13 protein-coding genes are annotated in these 18733 nt (G+C 61.7%); 4 read left to right on the forward strand and 9 right to left on the reverse strand.

What is annotated here, in order from left to right; translation table 11 throughout:
- Nucleotides 1–8: 8 nt before the first annotated feature.
- Both OHL12_RS07005 and OHL12_RS07010 read left to right on the forward strand, forming a co-directional pair.
- Complete coding sequence (locus tag OHL12_RS07005; RefSeq protein ID WP_263413109.1) at nt 9–629, forward strand: PEP-CTERM sorting domain-containing protein; 621 nt, start codon at nt 9–11, stop codon at nt 627–629.
- 773 nt (nt 630–1402) lie between these two features.
- Nucleotides 1403–1855: a cupin domain-containing protein gene (locus OHL12_RS07010; protein WP_263413110.1), complete on the forward strand. Its 453-nt coding sequence runs from the start codon at nt 1403–1405 to the stop codon at nt 1853–1855.
- 60 nt (nt 1856–1915) lie between these two features.
- Here OHL12_RS07010 and OHL12_RS07015 read toward each other — a convergent pair whose 3' ends face one another.
- The 3 genes from OHL12_RS07015 to OHL12_RS07025 all read right to left on the reverse strand — a co-directional run bounded on the left by OHL12_RS07015 (nt 1916) and on the right by OHL12_RS07025 (nt 6226).
- Entirely contained in the window at nt 1916–2485 is a 570-nt protein-coding gene (locus tag OHL12_RS07015; RefSeq protein ID WP_263413111.1) for a DUF6321 domain-containing protein, read from the reverse strand.
- 125 nt (nt 2486–2610) lie between these two features.
- On the reverse strand, nt 2611–5208 hold the full coding sequence (gene lon / locus OHL12_RS07020) for an endopeptidase La (RefSeq protein ID WP_263413112.1): 2598 nt from the start codon (nt 5206–5208) through the stop codon (nt 2611–2613).
- A gap of 154 nt (nt 5209–5362) precedes the next feature.
- The gene (locus tag OHL12_RS07025; RefSeq protein WP_263413113.1) at nt 5363–6226 is read right to left on the reverse strand and encodes a prephenate dehydratase; all 864 of its coding nucleotides are present in this window, start codon (nt 6224–6226) and stop codon (nt 5363–5365) included.
- Nucleotides 6227–6339: 113 nt separating this feature from the next.
- Between OHL12_RS07025 and OHL12_RS17335 the strand changes: the two genes are divergently transcribed.
- Both OHL12_RS17335 and OHL12_RS07035 read left to right on the forward strand, forming a co-directional pair.
- Nucleotides 6340–6591: a lmo0937 family membrane protein gene (locus OHL12_RS17335; protein ID WP_317889809.1), complete on the forward strand. Its 252-nt coding sequence runs from the start codon at nt 6340–6342 to the stop codon at nt 6589–6591.
- Between the two features lie 90 nt (nt 6592–6681).
- Nucleotides 6682–7053: a CsbD family protein gene (locus tag OHL12_RS07035; RefSeq protein ID WP_263413114.1), complete on the forward strand. Its 372-nt coding sequence runs from the start codon at nt 6682–6684 to the stop codon at nt 7051–7053.
- 174 nt (nt 7054–7227) lie between these two features.
- Here the strand turns inward: OHL12_RS07035 and OHL12_RS07040 are convergent, their stop codons facing one another.
- From OHL12_RS07040 to OHL12_RS07065, 6 genes are all read right to left on the reverse strand, one after another.
- Entirely contained in the window at nt 7228–7824 is a 597-nt protein-coding gene (locus OHL12_RS07040) for a PEP-CTERM sorting domain-containing protein (RefSeq protein ID WP_263413115.1), read from the reverse strand.
- Nucleotides 7825–8170: 346 nt separating this feature from the next.
- A complete protein-coding gene (locus tag OHL12_RS07045; protein WP_263413116.1) occupies nt 8171–9052 on the reverse strand; it encodes a UbiA-like polyprenyltransferase in 882 nt (293 codons plus the stop codon).
- A 96-nt stretch (nt 9053–9148) separates the two neighbouring features.
- Complete coding sequence (locus tag OHL12_RS07050) at nt 9149–9925, reverse strand: BON domain-containing protein (RefSeq protein WP_263413117.1); 777 nt, start codon at nt 9923–9925, stop codon at nt 9149–9151.
- A gap of 147 nt (nt 9926–10072) precedes the next feature.
- Nucleotides 10073–14458 carry a translocation/assembly module TamB domain-containing protein gene (locus OHL12_RS07055; protein ID WP_263413118.1) on the reverse strand — a complete coding sequence of 1462 codons (4386 nt, stop codon included), beginning with the start codon at nt 14456–14458 and terminating at the stop codon, nt 10073–10075.
- A complete protein-coding gene (locus tag OHL12_RS07060) occupies nt 14458–15225 on the reverse strand; it encodes a peptidylprolyl isomerase family protein (protein WP_263413119.1) in 768 nt (255 codons plus the stop codon). Before OHL12_RS07060 ends, OHL12_RS07055 begins: the two co-directional genes overlap by 1 nt.
- On the reverse strand, nt 15225–18566 hold the full coding sequence (locus tag OHL12_RS07065) for a BamA/OMP85 family outer membrane protein (protein ID WP_263413120.1): 3342 nt from the start codon (nt 18564–18566) through the stop codon (nt 15225–15227). Before OHL12_RS07065 ends, OHL12_RS07060 begins: the two co-directional genes overlap by 1 nt.
- Nucleotides 18567–18733: the final 167 nt, after the last annotated feature.

The following is an 18733-nucleotide window of genomic DNA, read 5'->3' on the forward strand; positions in this document are numbered from 1 at the left end:
TGAGAACGATGAACCTTGTTGCCAAGACCCTGAGCTTGCTTGCAGTTGCTGCTGTTTCCGCCTCCCTCGCCAAAGCCGATGCCATTCCCTACGGCAACACCGGCCAAGTCGCTCCCGAGGTAGCCACCTTCGCCACTTCCAACGGCGGTGTGAACGTCTACTTCTACGGCAGCACCGCTGCCAACAGCGACACAGTGCGGGTGTACGACGTCCAAACCGGCTACAACAGCGGAGACATCCTGCCCAATCACACTACAGCGCAGGGCACAGAAGTGACGGTCGGCACCGGTCCCGGGCAGATCAACGCCGGCGATCAGCTCGTGTTCTTCATCAATGGCCCCGCTGGCCTCTTCGCTAGCGCAGCCAGCTACAGTTCCGACAATGTGAACCATGGCTACGTGACGAACTACACAGGCGGCGTTGCTGGCATTCCCGCCGGTCTGTTCGTGGGCTTGGAAGACCTTCCGAGCAGCAGTAGCGACTTCAATTACAACGACGACACCTTTGTGTTCACAGGTGTCTCGGCACCATCCATCTCGGCGACCCCGGAGCCGGGCTCACTGGCTCTGCTTGGCACCGGCACGCTGTCGCTGCTCGGTGTGGCGCGTCGCCGTTTCCTCGCCGCGTAGGTCCTGCGCGCAACAAGCAAAAGCGGGCAGCCACTGACTGCCCGCTCTTTTCGTTTACGCACAGAACACTTCATCTAGAAACTGCGGCCTCGTTCCCCGTGTGCATTGTGCGTGGGGTCGAGCTGTCCAACGATCAACCTGTGGAAGCATTGTCGCCTTTGGGCAACACAGAAGTTGTCGCTAAGTGGCTACAAAGTAGCCGTTTAGTGCTCTACTGAGTTCGCAACACGTTGCTGTATTTGCTGCCTTGTAGAACCAACAAAAGATCACAGAACATCTAGTGATCACGCTGAACTCTTCTTGAAGTCCTTCTTCTTTCTGGCTCTCTCTGCTCTTTCTGTTCTTTCGGCGGAAGCGGATGCACGTGTGTGAACCAACTTCGGCACGATGACACTTCCGTCGCCACTGGCGTGACCACACAGACGGTCGCACCGAGCCCGGACCAGGTTCGCTGGCTCTGCTGGGCACCGGCACATTGTCGCTGCCCGGCATGGCACGCCGGCGCTTTCTCGGCGCATAGTTCCTCCCTCAGAGGAGAAGGCGGACAGCCACACGCTGTCCGCTTTTTCATTTGTCATCCAGCGCTCCAGCGTCACGCAACCGATCACAATTCGTGAGGAAACACGGAACCACCTGAGCCAGGCCTGCGTACTCATGGACATCAAGAACTAAGTTTGGGAATCAGCTTGCCGTCGCCGGCGAACTGACCGGCTCGCCTTCACCAGCAGCCGCCGCGCCCACCAGTGTCTTGCATCCCTATCAGGAGCAGCAACATGTCCATTGAGAAGTCGTTTGTCATTTTGGCCGACGAAAGGATTGACGTCGTCGTTTCCAGCGCTACAACGGGAGGCAAATACAGCATCCTCACGGAAGTCGCACCACCGCAGGCCGGTCCGCCTCCACACATTCACACGATGGAAGATGAGTTCCTCATGCCGCTCTCCGGCAGCTTCGAAATCTTCGACGGAACCGAGTGGTCTCCAATGCCCGCGCAGGGCTACCACACGCCCCGCGGCACGCTTCACACCTGGCGGAACAGCGGCCAGGAGCCCGCGAAGCTCCTCATCATGGCCACGGGCGACTCCTTTGACGTCTTCATCGAGAAGCTCGTGGGCCTGAACATTCCTCGCGACTTGCAGCGACTCGTAGAGATCTCTGCCGAGCACGGCATCTCCTACGTCCTTAGCCCGGCTCCGGACGAAGCGCAGTCTCTCGCTATGGCATGAGAAGCGAGGTCCGCCCAGAGCACTGAGCGGACCCAAGTCGCGCTTCCAGTTAGGGCGGACTTAGCTTGACTTGCTTCTGGTCTGCCTTCTGGCAGCGGTCTTGTTCGCTCTCTTCGTACCCGAACCCGCTGTCTTCTTTGCTGGCGCTTTCCTCGTCTGCTTGCGACTGGCTGTGCTGCCCGGCGACTTCGCTGCTGTGCGCGTTCCAGACTTCTTCTCCGCTCCGTTGCGCTCCTGTTCCGCGTGGTACTTCGACAGGAGCGTGTGCCCCTTTGCGGCGAGCGTATGCGCCTCGCTGATGGTCTTCGGAACCTTTTCGCCCCATGCGTGGGCACTCAGCGCCAGTCGCGTCGGTTCGCCCTTCGGATCGATCATGGGTCCACGCGGGTGGGTGAAGGTGCGGACCAGGAACGAACCTTTGCGCAGCATCTTTTCGGGCGTGTCGGCCTTGCCGGTCACGCCTGGTTTCAGGTGCGATCCGTCCCGCTTGGCAAAGAAGTCGCGTCCCACCTGGGTCAGACCTCCCTTTGGATTCCGTCCTGCTTTCGGCATGCTCTGCGGAGCACCCTTTGCCGCTGTCTTGCGCGCCGTCTTTTTCGCCGCACCTTTGCTGGCCTGCTTGGTTGCCATTGATTCCTCCCTGCACCACTTAGGAGGCACACCGAGCAAGCGCGGGTTGGCAACGCCTTCACGCGCAAAGAAAAACGCAGCGACACCGTCAACGTACGGCGTCGCTGCGTTTGCATTCCAAAGGATCAGGCTGCTGAGAGCAACTCCTCGCGCACCTGCTCAGCCTGCTGCGCTTCGCGCAGAGTGTGTGGCAGCGCGACGTCGAGCACATCCTCAATGCGCGATGCGTAGTGAATGGTAACGCCCTCGATCTGGTCCGCCGTGAGATCTTCCTCCACGTTCGGCTTCACATCGATCGGCAGGATCACGTCGCGAACCCCAGCGCGCTTGGCCGCAAGGAACTTCTCCTTGATGCCACCGACCGGCAGTACATTGCCGCTCAGGGTGATCTCGCCCGTCATGGCCAGCAGCGGACGCACGGGGCGGTCGGTCAGCAGGGAGACAATCGCGGTCGCCATCGTCACGCCCGCCGAAGGTCCGTCCTTCGGAATGGCACCGGCCGGCACGTGCAGGTGCAGGTCGATATCCTTCAGCACGTCTTCGTCGAGGCGGAGCAGACCCGCATTGCTGCGAACCCACGTAAGCGCTGCCTGCATGCTCTCCTTCATCACGTCGCCAATCTGGCCCGTGATCTGGAAGCTGCCCTTGCCCTTCATCTTGTTGGCTTCGATGAAGAGAACATCGCCGCCCACAGGAGTCCACGCCAGGCCAACCGCGACACCGCTGCGCTTGGTGCGCTCCGCAATCTCGGTATCCACACGCACCTTGTAGCCGCCCAGGAACTGGTGGATGACCTCGTCCGTTACGGTCAGCGGCTCGGTCTTGCCCTCGGCGATACGGCGCGCCTGCTTGCGGCACACCGTGCCTACCAATTGCTCCAGCTTGCGCACGCCCGCTTCGCGCGTGTAGTGGCGGGCAATGATCGCCAGCGACTCCCGCGGAAACACGATGCGTGGCTCGCCTTGCAACTCCTCGGGCTTGTTCGACTCGGGCACTTCGGCCGTTGCCTCTGCCGTGGAATGGCTGACTGCGGCATCCCCGTTCAGCAGTTCGCCGCGGTCGTCGCCGACGGCCGCAGTTGCCGTATCCGTGGTGACCGGTTCCGGGTGCGAGCCTTCGGGTTCAATCCCGTTCTCCTTGATCTGCCGCGGCACCAGGTACCGTTCTGCGATGTTGACCTTCTCCTCCTCGGTGTAGCCGGTGAGTTCGATGATCTCCATGCGATCCAGCAGCGGAGCCGGGATCGGATCGAGCTGGTTAGCCGTGCAGATGAACAGCACCTTGGACAAATCAAACGGCTGGTCCAGGTAGTTGTCGCGGAACGTCCCGTTCTGCGCCGGGTCCAGCGTCTCCAACAGAGCAGCAGCCGGATCGCCGCGGAAGTCGCGGCCAAGCTTGTCGATTTCGTCCAGCATGAAGACGGGGTCATTCGTCTCGACCCGCTTCAGGTTCTGCACGATCTGCCCTGGCATGGCGCCGATGTAGGTGCGACGGTGGCCGCGGATCTCCGCCTCGTCGTGCATACCGCCCAGCGAGATACGCGCGAACTTGCGACCAAGCGCCCTTGCGATCGACTTACCCAGCGAGGTCTTGCCCACGCCCGGAGGTCCAACGAAGCACAGGATCGGTCCCTTCATGTCAGGCTTCAAGCGCCGGACGGAAAGGTAGTCGAGGATGCGGTCCTTTACCTTCTGCAGGCCGTAGTGGTCCTCGTTCAGGCACTCTTCTGCCTTCCGGATGTCGACTTCCCCGCCGGACGACTTCGACCACGGCAGCAGCGCGAGCCACTCCACGTAGTTGCGGGTCATGCCGTAGTCGGGCTGCGCCGGATTCATGCGCTGCAGGCGGCCAAGTTCCTTCAGGGCTTCCTTTTTGGTGTCGGCCGGCATCCCGGCAGCTTCGATCTTTGCGCGAAGCTCCTCAACGTCCTTGTTGCCTTCATCGCCCTCGCCCAGCTCCTTGCTGATCGCCTTCATCTGCTCGCGCAGGTAGTACTCGCGCTGCGACTGCTGCACGGCGTCCTGCACTTCGTTCTGAATCTTGGAGCGCAGTTGCTGCACTTCCAGCTCCTTCACCAGGTGCCGATTCAAACGCTCCAGCCGCGCTGCGATGTCAGGAGTTTCCAGCAGGTCCTGCTTATCGGTCGTGGTCAGGAACGGGAGCGAGGACGCAATAAAGTCCGCGAGCCGGCCCGGCTCGTCGATGTTCAAGGCGATCGTTTGCAGGTCGTCCGACAGGGTCGGCGACGCCGTGACAATCTGCTGGAACTGTGAGACCACGTTGCGCTGCAGGGCTTCCAGTTCCGGAGAGTTCACGACGTCCAGGTCGGGCCACCGCTCATACGTTGCGGTCAGAAAGGGCGCGGTCTGTTCAAAGTCGCCCAGACGAGCCCGCTCCATGCCTTCCGTGAAGACAAAAAGGGACTGGTTGGGCATCTTGACCACCTTGTGGATGGTTGCGATGGTGCCCGTTTCGTGCAGGTCGGCAGCATCCGGCGTGTCCTGCCGCGCGTCCCGCTGTGCCACAACCAGGATGGTGCGCTCATCGCCAAGCGACTGAATTAGTTGAATGGAGCTCTCGCGGCCTACCGTCAGCGGCATCACGGCGTGGGGAAACAGCACCGTTTCGCGAACGGGAAGCACCGGCAGAGCTCGCTGGCTGGACGGTTTCGCCTGCTCTTGCCCGGCGTTGGGCTGGATGACACTTAGAAAATCATTTGGCATGTTGAGCGAACCTCTATCAAATCTTCCCACATAGGATGTGTCAGCATCAGCTCGGGATTCACTGTCCTATCGGCTCACACCGGACTTCGGGTGAGCTAGTCCGTTTCGCGATCAAACCACTGTTCTCTCAAGGGTGGGGAACAGGTATCCCATGTCAGACGCGCGCTGGTTCGGCAGCCGTGGTCTCCACCGTTACGGATTCGGTGTATCGGCCCAATTCTTTGACAAAATGGCATTCCCGGGACAAGCTCTGTAGCACTGCGTCTAAGCCGGCCAGCGATTGCATCCGGAGATCGACAAAGAAGACGTATTCCCAGGGCCGACCCGGCACGGGACGGGATTCGATCCGCGTGAGATCGGCGCCGTGTTCTGCCAGCAGAGACAGGGCATACACCAGCGAGCCGGGCCTGTGGGCTATGGAGAACGCCAGGCTCGCCTTGACCGGTTGCTCCGCAGCCAGGGTATCCAGAGGCGCCGCGGCAGTAGGCACCAGCAGCAGGAACCGGGTAAAGTTCTGCGGATCGTCCTCCAGGTCCCGGCGCAGTATTGTCCCGCCGTACACCTCAGCCGCATACGGTGCGGCGATCGCGGCCTCGGCTGGATTGCCGCTCGCCAGCACCAGCTTCACGCTGCCCGCGGTGTCATACGCCGGAACCGCTCGGCATTTGGGGTGGGCCAGGAAGAAGCGGCGGCATTGCGAGAGCGCGACCGGGTGCGACAAAACTCGCTCGATCTGCTCGATGGGAACGTTCGTCGCTGCAATCAGGGCATGGCGGATGCGAAGCGAGCGTTCGCCCACGATACGAACCTGGTGGTTCAGCAACAGATCGTAATGGTCCGCCACGGCTCCATGCAGGGAGTTCTCGATGGGCAGCACCGCCGCGTTCGCTGCGCCTTCGGCAAGGCGCTCAAACACTTCGACCGAGAGGCTGCATGGCACGAGTTCCGCGTTACCCACCATCTCCTGAACCGCCAGGTGGCTGTTCGACCCCGGCTCTCCCTGAATTGCAACCCGCATTCTCCCTGCTCCTCTTCAGCTCACTCGAGCCCTGCTCCCCGGCAGGACCGATCCTTCCGCCGGCCCGACACGACTCAAGGGCTTTGAAAGAAAACTAGAAAGACCTTCCCGGAATGGCAACCCTCGAAGTGTACGTGGCAACTATGTTGATGTGGCTGGAAAGGCCGCGCATTTCAGCCCTGGCGGCAAGCGTTCAGGGCATCAGGAGAAAGACGATGCTTTGGACGATAACCATCCTTCTGGTTGTGCTCTGGATTCTTGGTCTGGTCAGCAGCTACACGCTCGGCGGTTGGATTCACATTTTGCTGGTGTTGGCCGTGATCATTCTGATCTTCAACCTGTTGAGCGGACGCCGAGCGCTGTAGTCGGCACCTCATCCATAGCCTTCCGGAAGCCGCTCGCATGGGCGGCTTTCCGAATGTTTGCGGCAGCATCCTGCCGCCAGGAGAACCATCATGAATTTTGACGAGATCAAGGGAAAAGCCCAGAACGCGTTCGGCAAGGCCGAGGAAGCAGTTGGCGAAGCGATTGGCAGCCGCAATCTCTCAAATGCCGGCGCGGAAGATCGCCTGAAGGGTGCCGCCACGGAGACCTGGGGCAATGCCAAGGACGCGGTAGGCAAGGCACATGACTCCGCGACGGAGTCCTCGCGGGATGCTCATGCCGACGCAGCCTACCAGGCCGGACGAGCGGACGGACATATCGAATCCGGCAATGCGAGCTTGCGCGACCGCATTGTGAGTGGAGCGGAACACTTCAAAGACAACATGAACGAAAAGATCGACCACTTCAAAGCAGAGCAGGACGCCAAGCGCGATCGCTTCTAATTCTCCATCTGATTGATCATGGGCTGACCCAGTCCGTTCTTCGCGATTGAGATACGGAAAGGCCCGTCCATCTGGACGGGCCTTTCTCTTCAGAGGTGCCGCGTGACGGAACTGCGCGATAGCTGCCGGAGTTCGGATCTGAAAGCATCCCTGCCCGGCAGTCGCCCGAGCAGGCTAGGCTCCCAGGAGGCGGCGGCGCGCTGCGGCAGCCACTCCCAAGGCGCCCGAGAGTACGAGGCTGATGGTGCCCGGTTCCGGCACCGGGCTATTTACCGGGAACGGGTCGGACTGCGTACCCACAACGGCTGTCTGGAGCCCCAGAGTGGCGGACGTCCCAACAAACGTAAGGGTCGAGATGCCTGTCGTGCCGTTGGAAGTGGTCGCCCCGACCGAAGCCACGGCCGACCCTGACAGGTGAGCCGACACCTGGGCGGCTGCACTCAGGGCAAGGGTCCCATTCAGCAGGCTGGCATCCGAAATCGTGATCGTCGAGCTCTGGCAACCGGAAAGGTTGACCAGGACGCATACACGCGTGATGGATAACGCATTCACCAAGGGCGAAGCGTTCACCTCTGCGAACGTGTAATTCGAGAGGCCGTCTGAAAAGCTCAGCACGCCGCTGAGGGGGTCGACGGTGGTGTTGGTCTGGTTGAGCGTCGTGCTGCCGACGGTCAGGCCATAACCATCACTGAGGGGTCCGTAGCTGCTAGCGTGCGCAACTGAAAGACCGGCGAGAAGGCAGAGAGTAGGAAGTAATGCAAAGCGGTTCATAGTGGTAACTCCTTGACCGTGTAGATACGAGGTCGGAGTTTGACGACAGAATCACTCTGCTGTGGGATTGACAACCATATATCGGGTGAGGGTCAATCCCACGCAAATCGTGCGTCACCTAACACTTTGTAGCCAATGTACGGAAATTACGTGTTGTGAGTAAGTTCCGAAGCAGACTGCAAGTAACTAGGTCGAGCATTACTTATTGTCGCCATCTGGCAACAGACGGAGGCGTTCGAAGCGGTGTCGCCTAAGGTCGACACCGCCCTCTGCTCGAGGAAGAAGAAAGAGACCTCCTCTTTTCGCTCCAGCGGACCTTCGGAGGCGGCTCACACGAACAAAGTGGTCAGGAAGCGCCGAACACGAGGACGTCCGCAGCCGCGGCGAGGAAATAGACCAGCGAGATGATCCCGTTCAGCGTGAAGAACGCTGCATTCATCCGGCGGATATCTCTGGGCGAGATGATCGAGTGCTCGTACAGGAGCAGAGCTCCGACCAGCCCCACCCCAGCCATGGCTATCCCGTGCAGGTGGAACAGCCGCACCAGCCAAACCAGCACGACGAAGAGGACGGCGTGCATGCCTCGCGCGATCCAGAACGCTCCGCTCATCCCAAAAGCCTGCGGAACGCTGTTCAGGCCGTTGGCCCGGTCGTGTTCGCAATCCTGACAGGCGTATAGAACGTCGAAGCCCGCCACCCACAGCAGCACCGCCATGGTGAGCACCACGATGCGCCAGTCAAGCGTGCCCCGGACCGCAATCCACGCAGCAGAGGGCGCAATGCCCAGCGCGAGGCCCAGTACCAGGTGCGACCAGCGCGTGACCCGCTTCATGTAGCTGTATGCGAGCACAACGCCGAGAGCCACGGGCGCCAGCAGCAACGTGAGGCGGTTGAGCAGGGCCGCAGCCACCAGGAACACCAGGGAGCTGACCAGGGTGAACGCCCCGACAAAGCCGCTCGACAGGAGCCCGGCCGGAATTGCCCGCGTCGCCGTGCGGGGATTGATGCGATCAATTTCCGCATCGACGAGGCGGTTGAAGGCCATGGCCGCGGTGCGCGCACTCACCATGCAGACGATGATCAGGAGAAGGGTGCGCCAGGGCGGGACGCCCTTCGCAGCCAGCACCGCCCCGGTCAGCGCAAACGGCAGCGCAAACACCGAGTGCTCCCACTTGATCATCTCCAGGGTGACGCGCGTGTTGCGCGCCACAGCCGTCAGCGTGCCCATATCTCCAGTGTAGGCGTTTCGCTGCCCGGAGAGATGGCCGCCGACCAGTCCAGAGAGCGCCCGGCCACAATCGAGCGTGGCTGACGACGGTGAGCTTTAGCGCTCGCGCCCGCTGCTGTTCGCGACTTGCAGGTCGTTCGTCACCTTGAACGCCCCTGAAACGCCGTTCGCGCGGATGCCAGCAGCGTCCTTGTCCGCCTGATTGTCGACCACCCCGGTAAGGGTGATGTTGCCGTTGACGACCGTGATGCGAATCGGCTTGGCGGGATCGATGGCGTACTTGTTGAGAGACGGAAAGCCATAGATCGCCCGCGCGGCGGCCAGGCGGATACGGTCGTCGTTCGGCGAAACCGGAGCGACCTCGATGTTGTCGATCACGTCCCGAACGCCCGGGTAGTGCGAGACCAGCGATACCGCCGAATCCTTGTCCGTCGGTCCGTACGCTACGCCGCCCAGCGTGACTACACCGTTCTGCACGCCGATGGTGAAGCTGTTGAACGCGGTGGTTCCGTAGCCCACGCGATCATACGCGAGCTTTTCTGCCAGTTTGTTCCGCAACTCGATGTCGGACACGGGAGTTTCGCTGGCCGGCCCGCCACCCACGACGATCTGGTTGCTGACAGCGACGACGCCCTTCTTGTGGTGGATCTTGTGCTCGGCGTCCTCTTTGGTGGCGTACACGTCCACCGTCCCGGTTAGGGTGACGACGCCATCCTTCACCGTCGCTGTCACACCGCTGAAGCGCTTCGAATCCAGGCTCTTCTGAACCTCTGCCTGCACGTCCGCATCGTTGGTTTGCGCCAGCACGGGCAGGCTGAGCGTGGCCGCAAGCGCAATCGCAGTAACAAACTTGGAAACGGTAGCATGCTTCATCTCACGACCTCTCCTTCTGTCCGCCAGTGCCAGTGCGGCGGGGATCAAAGAAATAGAGCCCGAATCCGGTCAAGAAGTTGGATCGGTCGACGCTGGCACCCGGACAAAGGCGCGCGCACTGCCGGTTGCCCGGGTGGTCCCGGCCGGCTAGTGGTACCGCTGCCGGATCTTGTAGACGATGGAGAAGACACCGTTTTCGTCGCGGCTGGCAACGATAGTGACGTTGTCGCTCACCTGGTACTGCGCAGCGATCAACTGCTGCTGCGACGCGTTCACGCTGGTCGCGAACGTCACGGTGATCTTGGGCGTCAACTGCTGCTCGACCGTAATGCGGGCGGACGAGGTGCCGATCGTACCGACGTACGCCGGATCGATCTTGACCTTGCCAGCGCCGCCGAACAGCTTGTTCACTCGGTTGGAGACAGTAGCGTTCAGCGCACCACCCAACAGGGCGTTGGTGGTGGGATCCTGTCCCTGCTGCTGCAATTGCTGCGAATTGATGGACGCTTCCTCTGCCGTGCGGCCCAGTGCCAGCAAGTTGAACACGTCCGATTGCGAAAGCGGTGGCTCAGAGCGGTAGGTCAGCTTGGGATTCTTCGACGTGCCGTGCAGGCCGATGATGACGTCGTAATTCTCCACACGGGCGGTCGCATCGATATCGACGATCGGATCGATCCGAATCGGGTTGTTGAAGTAGATCTGCCCGCGCTCAAGCTGGTATTTGGTGTCGTTGAAGGTGGCGGAGCCGTCGGTGAGCGTGACCTTGCCCAGGACGCTGGGAACTGCCGCAGTGCCTCGCAGCGAAAGGTCTACCGTGCCAGCCAAGCGCGCGTAGCTGTTCTGAAAATCAAGCGACGGAGAAGACTGTACCCGCACATCGAGCGCGATCTTGTTCATCAGCGAGTCAGGATCTGGCGGCGGCGCCACGTCGCCCGCGCTGGACGCAATGGAGCCGAAGTCGAAGGTCTGCGCCAGGCCGAAGCGCGTGATCAGGACGTTGCCCGACAGCGTGGCTCCGTTGCCATCGCCCTGCAGGCGGATGTTTGCGTTTGCGGTGGCCGAGACACCGTAGTACCGCACGCGGACCGCGGTGGCGGTTGCGGTCAGGTCGGCGAAGAGGCCGTTGCGGAACTGCAGGAACCCACCCACCTTGATGCGGCCGCCACCGGAGTACGCCGTTAGGTCATCGACCACCAGGCGATTTTCGGTGAAGGTCGCGGTGCCGTTCATGTTGGACAGGCCGTTCGGCACTTCCGCGTAGGCCAGGTTGGTGTTGGCGAAGGTCACCTTGCCACCCAGGACCGGCTTGCCCGTGGTACCGGAAGCGGTGACCGCTAGCTGGATGTTGCCGGACGCCAGAATTTCGGGGTTCAAACGATGTGCGATGGCGACGTTCACGCTTCCGTTCGCGCGCGCATCGATGCGACCGCCTGCGGGTGGCAGCGGAGACCCGTCGGCCGTAAAGACCTGTGCGGAGCCCGACGCCGTCAGATCCGTCTCCGGACCGACGATGTGGAAATCGTCTAGCCGGGCCACGCCCGCCTGCAACGTGGCTCGCACCGGAGCGACGCTGTGGAAGTCTAGACCCTGCGTGCGAACCGCAAGCGGGTTGATCACGAGAGCGCCCTGCAGAGCATAGGGCTTCTTCGCGGGGCCGCTTACCGTCAGGTCGCCGCTGATCTGCGACGTGGCATCGACCGTGGATCCAGTCAGCTTCAGAGCGTTCGCGACATCCAGGTTCGTAAACGTGGCGTGCGCCTGCATTGGGTAATCGCCCGCAAGCTGCAGTTGTCCGTTGGCCTGGATGGCGGTGTTGAGAAGGTTCGAGTTGGCGTTCAGGTAGACGACATCGCGCTCGCTGTGCACGTCGGCCACGAGCTGCCCGATCGGCTTGCCTGTATAGGTCGCGTTTGCCAATTGCAGGTGGGCGCGCAGGTTCGGCACGTCCACGGTGCCGTCTGCATCCGCCTGGAAGGTGAGCACACCGTCCACGGGCGACTTCGCCTGCTGCACGGCCTTCAGGTTGGACAGCCGGATGTCATTGCCCTGCAGGTGAGCCTTCACGTGCTTCGATTTCAGGTCGTAGCTGCCGTTGCCGTCGACCTGAACCCCTTGTGCACGCACCTGCAGCGCCGTCGCGGTGATGTTCTGTCCCTGAACCGTTGCGTTGGCGGTGATGGCATCGAACGGCTGGTCGTACGCGACGCCGTTACGCAGACCCACGTTGCCGCTGCCGTTCAGATTGCCGAGCGTTCCGGTTACGCGCGCGTTCGCGTTCAGGGTGCCTGTGACAGGCAGCTTGCCCTGGCCCGCAATATCGAGCACGTCATGCATCTGCGCATCATTCAGGTGAACCGTCAGATCGACTTTGGCGAAGTCGTCGAACTCGTAGCTGACTTCCCGGCGACGCACCACGCGATGCGGCTGTACCGCGCCAGCAAGCTGCAGCACGGCGGTTCCACGCTTGATAGTGGAGCTGGCAACGGTGATACCGCTCTGCGAGTACTCGGCGTCGGCGACGACAGAGTCGATCGCCACATCGCCGGTGGATCCCAGGTGGGCCAGCAGTTGGTTGGCCTGAAGGTGACCTTTGACATCGATGTCAGCGACGGGTCCTTTAACGGTGCCCTGGAAGTGGGCATCACCGTGCAACGCAACCGGAAGGGCGGCACTGCCCTGCTTGCCGTTGGACTTGTAGCCGGCGGCGTTCAACAACGAGTCGAACTCGCTCAGGTCGCGCAGGTCTGCCTGCACGTTCAGGTTCGTGACGTAACGCTCCAGCGCCAGCGACCCCGTGATGTTGACGTTGCTGGCGGGGGTGTGCGCTTCCAGCTGATCGATGGTGACCAGTTCGTTGGAGCCGCGGTAGTTTGCCTTGACCACACCATTGACCGGAATGTCCTGGAGCGCGCCGTGGCGACGGAGCCCCTGCGGCGCGAGCCGGAGGTCGGCCTGCACGATGACGGACTTCGGCAGGTCGTTGGTGTCACCGCCCCACTCCACGTGGACGGGCCCGTTCACAGCAGTGTCGAAGCCGAGATCGGTGTATTGGCGCGGCTCGGTAATCTCGTTGATTGTGCGGAGCGAGATGTTGGCCAGCTTTACATCGATGTAGGCGTGGGCGCGCTGCGTAGGCGGCAGCACCGGGGCACCCGTGGCGACTGGCTTTGCGTTCGCAATCTTTGCCGTCGCATTAGCGGTCTTCTGGCCGGCTACAACGGTGGGTGACTGCGCCGGAGTCTCCGGCGGCACCACACCCAGCCAGTTGCTCACACGCATATCGCCGGAGATAGCGCCGCCGGCGGGCAGGTTCAGGGCGATGGCGTTGAACAGCAGATCGGTGGGCGTGACGCGCACATTCGCTCCGCCATTTACGCCCGACACATTCACGTACTGGTCGCGATAGCCAACCTGGTGCAGCTTGGCACCGCCGGCGACCAGGTAGCCCTTCTCACACTCCGGGCTGGGCGGCAGAGCCTTGGTGTTGCCCGGGTTCGAGCCCGGGTGACGGCGCTGCCAGAAGTGCGGCTGCTGCTGGGCCGCCTGCGGCGTGACGGCACAGGAGTGGCCGGCGATGTCCAGGTCAACCGTGCCCGCGTCCAAGCCGGGGAAACCGCTGAGAACACTGATCTGCGGCACCTCGAGATTGCCCTTCACCTGCACGTTCCAGACGGGGTTGTCGAAGTTCTCGACGCGCGCGTTTGCGTCCAGGTGCGAGCTCTTACCCGTGTCGAAGGTGATGTCCTGGATCGCGATCAGCTTGCGGCCCAGCTCGCCCTTCACATGCAGTCTGCTCTGCGCCTGCGGCATCTGCTGCATGCGCGTGCGCAGGTCGTCCATATCGATGGTCAGACCATAGTGGTCGCTGGCCGTGATGTAGCGGACGTTGACACCAAGGTTATTCGCCAGCAGGTCGAACGGGATCGCCTTGTCGTTCAGCAGGACGACGCCGTTGTTCAGGTCAACCTTGCTCGCCTGCAGGTCCAGCAGCGTATCCAGAACCGGCTCATTGCTGGTACTCGGCTTCTTCGGCACCGGCTGGTTGGTGGTGCCGTCTTTGTTGATGATCAGGTGGAACTGCGGCCTGTCTACCTGCAGCAGCGCGAGCGTGATGAACTTCATCGCGCCGGTGCTGTTGGTGGCGTGCGCGAACAGGTTCTTGAGCGTGACGCGCACGAAAATGCGATCAGCCGCCACGTACGGCGCCTGCCCGGGGCCTTCCAGCCCGTGGATCACCAGGCCATCAGCTTCTACGGAGAGGTGCCAGAGACTGAAATGAACCGCCGCTAAATCGACCTTGCCGCCAGTGGACTCTTCCAGCGTGGACACCAGCGTGGAACGAACCCGATTCTGGAAGTCTTGGGTATTGGAGTAGATCGCCAGCCCACCCACAATGAGCAACAGCAGGATGAACACCGTCGCCACCAGCCAGGCGAGCACCCGCACAACCGGGTGGCGGCGCTTGGCCGCGGTGGCTTTCGGCGGCGTGGAAGGGTTCTGTTCGGGAGCGGGATCGGGAGACAGGAGCGACATTACGGCATCTCCTCCCCGTCCTTCAGGATTCGGACGTTGCCGCTGTCACGCAGCGACTTGAGCCATTGATCCAGCAGCTTGCTTACCTGCTGTTGCAGCAGCAGCTCTTCGATACGAGGGCTCAGCACTTCCAATGACGGCGGCGTCGCATGCTCCTTGCGATACTGCGGCAGCATTGTTTCCGTGTAGAAGTCTTCGATCTGCTTGTCGGTGATGCGAATGCCGGAGCGGAAACGCTGCTCGATGAAGCGCAGCACCTCGGCGCGCAACTGCAGCCTTGACCGCAATTCGTCTTCGGTGAATCCAGCCTGGGCCAGAAAATTGGCCCATCCCGCATCGCTCTTGCAGTCCGCATGCTGGCATGCGGGCAGGTCTTTGCGTAAATCGCTTTCTTCGGAATCGACTTCTGCCTTGTCCACCACGGGAGCGGGCTGCCGAATCTGCTGCAGGATCAGGTCGCGGTCGATTAGGCGCGTCAATGCCTGCGCGCGTGGTGTGTCGCCGCTGCTGGTGCGATACGGATAGAGCTTGGTGAACCGCATCTCCTCGTCCACATCGCTCTCGAGGATGATGTCGCTGTTGACGATGGCGACAAGCTTGTCGACAACTTCGCCACGCTCAGCAGGCGACTTGTTCTCGTTCGCCTTCTGCTGCGTGGCGGACGCGGTTGCCGGGGTCGTCTGCGCACCGCACACACCGGAGCACAAGGCCGCGAGCAGCGGCAGCGATCCGAAGAAGGCGAGGCGATTTGTGTGCGCGGCGATCATTAGAAGCTCTGCCCGATCGAGAAGAAGAACTGGATGTGGCTCGCCTGACCGACCTGGTGATTCGGCAGCGACTGCGAGTAGTCGTCGATGACGGGATACACGGTCGGATTCAGGTTGTAGCTGAGGTCCAGGCGAACTGGACCGACCGGTGTGTGATACCGGGCACCCAGACCTATGGCGTGCGACCAGTAATTGAAGTTGCAGGTGCCAATGGTGGTGAAGCCCGTCACCTGCCGGCACGTATTCTCGTTCGGTTGGTGGAAGTTCTTGAACGACGGAAACACATCGGCGAGGTGCAGGAAATTGTTGCCCATGTCGTGGAACACCACGAACGAGAGGCTGTCGCCAACGACCGGCAGCACCGGTGCTGGCAGGCGCAGTTCGAACGTGTTGACAAAGACTGCATTGCCGCCGACGGGGTATCCGGTGGTCAGGTCGCGCGGTCCGGCAGCGTTGATGCCAAAGCCGCGATGCGAGGTGGCGCCGCCGGCGTACAGGCGCTCGGGCAGCGGCACTGCATTGCACGAGGCGTTCGTGTTCAACAGGTCGCCGGTGCATCCAGTCACGCCAGCATTTGGATTGGTGCCGGTCTGGTGGATAAAGCCGAACCGGGTAAGCCGCGCAAAGGTATACCGACGCTTGAGCGTGCCCCACGAGTGGTACGTAGCGAACGTAGTGTCAAGCCGGTTGAAGTTGGTCTGCGAACCAAAGTAGGAGTGTGCGAAGAAGTCGGAAAACGTCAGGTAAACGCCCTTGGTCGCGTCCAGGGGGGACGGATTGCGCGTGTCGTGGAACCAGGTGAAGCCAGGGCCACCCACACGAACCGGCTGCGAGAGCAACGGAATCAGGTTCGCCGTGACCTGCAGGCTGTCCTGGTTTACGCTGACGCGGCGGTACTGGAAGTCGTAGAGAAACGTGTCTGCCTTCGGAACCTTTTGCGTCACCCGGAACAGGCCCTGCAAGGTGCTGGCCTGGAAGGTTGAGATGTTCTGCACGTTGGTATAACCGCCGCTGATCTGCGCGGTCAGGTTGGGGTTGCCGAAGAACCGCGGTCCGTTCAGGGTGGCCGTGGCGATCTTCTCGAGCAAGCCGTAGGTACCGTGCACGGTGATCGACTTGTCTGTGCCGAATAGGTTGATGCGTGTCACGTCTGCCGAAACCCGGAACGACGCACCTGCCCTCCCAGCAGCTCCGCACCCGTTTCCCGTTCGACCGTCGCCCAGGGAGGCTTGCGCGCGGCAGTTGGGTTGTGGGGTGGAAAGCTGCGTTTCAAAACCGGCGCCGTACGTCACATCCCACCGCTTCGCCTCGGTCAACTGCACGAGAACGTTCTTGCGGTCGATCTGCCCATTCGGGTTCTGAATGGCGACATTCGCTTCACTAAAGACGGCCAGGTCGTAGTAACGACGCTGCATTTCGACCAGCGCAGAGGCGTCGAGCGGGTCGCCGGCTTTCAACTGCAATTGATCGATGATCAGCTTTGGCTTGGTGTTCTCAGGACCGGTGATCAGGACACGATTGACGAACACCTGCTCGCCCTCGGTCACCTGGTACTGCACGTCGGTGCGCAAAGGATCGCCAGCCTCAGGCGTCTGCTTCACCTCGACGCGCGCCTGATCGAAGCCCTTCGACAGGTAGGCCTGCAGCACGCCATCGCGATCGTTCTGCAGCGTTGCGGTGGAGAACGGCTGGCCTTCTTCGGCAGTGATCAACTGCTGCATCGCCTGCTGCCGGTCGGGCGAAACACCGGTGATGGAGACCTTGCCGTATTTCTGCTGCGCGCCTTCGTTGATCGTGACGTCCACGGTGATCAGAGCGAACTTGCCGTTCTCGTTACTCTTGGTCTCCTTGGCGTCGATGGTCACCTTTTCGAAGCCGTTCGCCCGGTACAGCGACGTGATGGAGTCCTTGTCGTTGCCGAGGAGCACCGGGGAGAACTTGCCGAACCGGTTGAATGGGTCTGCCTTGGTGATCGACATCCGCTCGCGGATGGTCTGAGTGTCGAAGTACTTGTTGCCGTGGATGTTGATCGCGGCAACCTTGTAACGACGTCCCGGCCGCGCGTCAAACGAGACGACCTGGTTGATATTGCTAGGGGGCGGTAAAAGCGTGCCATCCGGTGCTACCTGGTTGTTGCCGATCTCCGGCTTGACGGACGGATCTACCTCCGCGTCGAAGTATCCCTGCCGCGCCAGGAACTCGCGGATGTTGTGCGCGCCTTCATTCAGCAGGTCCTGATCGACGGTTCCCTCTTCATAAATGGGAAGCAACTGCTTTTGACGCGCCTTCGATACCTTGACGCCTTCAATCACGACCTTGACCGTGGGTCCCTGGTGATCGACGAAGTTGTAGTCCAACTGCCCGCGGTCTTTTGCGTATTGCGAGTTTTGCAGCGCGATCGCGGCTTCCAGCCGATCGTTCTTCTGGTAATAGCTGCGCAGCCGCTGCAGACCCGTTCCCACCGTGTCGCGGGTCACGCGGTTCTTGGTATGGAAGAACTTGAGTGTGGTGTTGGTGGTGTTCAGTTTGGCAACGTCGCGGAACTTCTCGGGCGTCATCCCGGGATCGCCTGAGATGGTCAGGTTGCCGACGATGGCGCGCCGACCCACCACGACGTTGTAGGTGATGTCGACCTGGTGACCGTCCTCCCGACGCAGCGTGCGCGACTGGATGCGCGGCTCGTAGTAGCCACTCTGTGCCAGCGACTGGCGAATCCCCTGCTCGCCTGCAGCGACGTCGGCTGCCACAAACGGCAGGCCGGGCTGCAGTTGCGTCGCGTACTCCAGGATGGAGGCGAGCCGTCCGGACTTGACGCCCTCAATCACGACCCGGCCCACAAAATAGCGTGGTACGCCTGAGAAGACTAGAACGAGGCCGTCGCCCTGCTGCTCCGCGCGAATCTGGATATCACGGTAGCGGCCGGTCAGGAACAACTTGCGGGTGGCCGTTCGTACCTTCGCGGGATCGAGCGCGTCCCCCACGTTGAATCCCAACTGGCCCGGGATGGCCGCCTGGCTCTCGAACCGCACGCCCTCAAAGCGGATGGCAGCAATCCGGCGTCCGCGCAACGAGTACAGCGAACTCGCAGCCTGTGCCGCTTCTAAGTTCGCCTGGGCGTCCTGCGCCTTTTGCTGGTCGACTGGGCTGGTCGAAATTGCCGGAGAGTTCGCCGAGGGCGTCGACGTTCCCGGTTGCGCCGGAACCGGAGTATTCCGCTGCCCGGCAGGATTCGCCGTTTGCGGCACCGGTACCGCGCCCTGCTGTGTGCTTCCGCCGTTGGCGTTTGACGGGCTCTGCTCCTGCGGCCAGGCCGTGCTCAGGGGCAACAGGAACGCCAGCATGGCGGCACCACAACGGCTGACCGTAACCGCACGACTGCCCGCGCTCCACGCCGAACCTCGAACCGCCCTGCACCCTGCCTGCAACGTCAAATCTCAACTTCTCCGCAAAGAGCACTACGCCTTTGCTGCACTGGGAATGGCAAGCTCTGATAGGAGAGCCTGCATTC

This window comes from Terriglobus aquaticus (assembly GCF_025685415.1).
GTDB lineage: Bacteria > Acidobacteriota > Terriglobia > Terriglobales > Acidobacteriaceae > Terriglobus > Terriglobus aquaticus.